The sequence below is a fragment of the Lactiplantibacillus garii genome (assembly GCF_003885105.1).
GTDB lineage: Bacteria > Bacillota > Bacilli > Lactobacillales > Lactobacillaceae > Lactiplantibacillus > Lactiplantibacillus garii.
In genome coordinates, this window is record NZ_QWZQ01000152.1 from 1 (window position 1) to 287 (window position 287).

The following is a 287-nucleotide window of genomic DNA, read 5'->3' on the forward strand; positions in this document are numbered from 1 at the left end:
GAGTAGGTCTGTTAATGGATCAGTTGTTAAATTTATATTTTGATTTTGAGCATAAAGCGTCATGTTCTTTTCAAAATCCGACCAATTATCGGCTAACTCAATGGTCTGGATAGGATTCCAAGTAGGCGTATTAGCTATAATTTTGTTTTTTTGGTCTTCCGTTGGTTCAATTTCGCGTTCAATAGCATTAATGTCTTCAGTAGTTACAGTCTTATCCATTCCTTCAACCATGGCAGTTGCTTGTGCGAGTAATGAATCTAGGTCATCGCTATCTTCCTGATTAAGTG

1 protein-coding gene is annotated in these 287 nt (G+C 36.9%); it reads right to left on the reverse strand.

All coding sequences use genetic code 11. The annotated features are described in order from the left end of the window. Positions 1-287, reverse strand: a 287-nt coding sequence (locus D1831_RS14510) for a hypothetical protein (RefSeq protein ID WP_158610685.1), incomplete at both ends; no start/stop codon positions are given.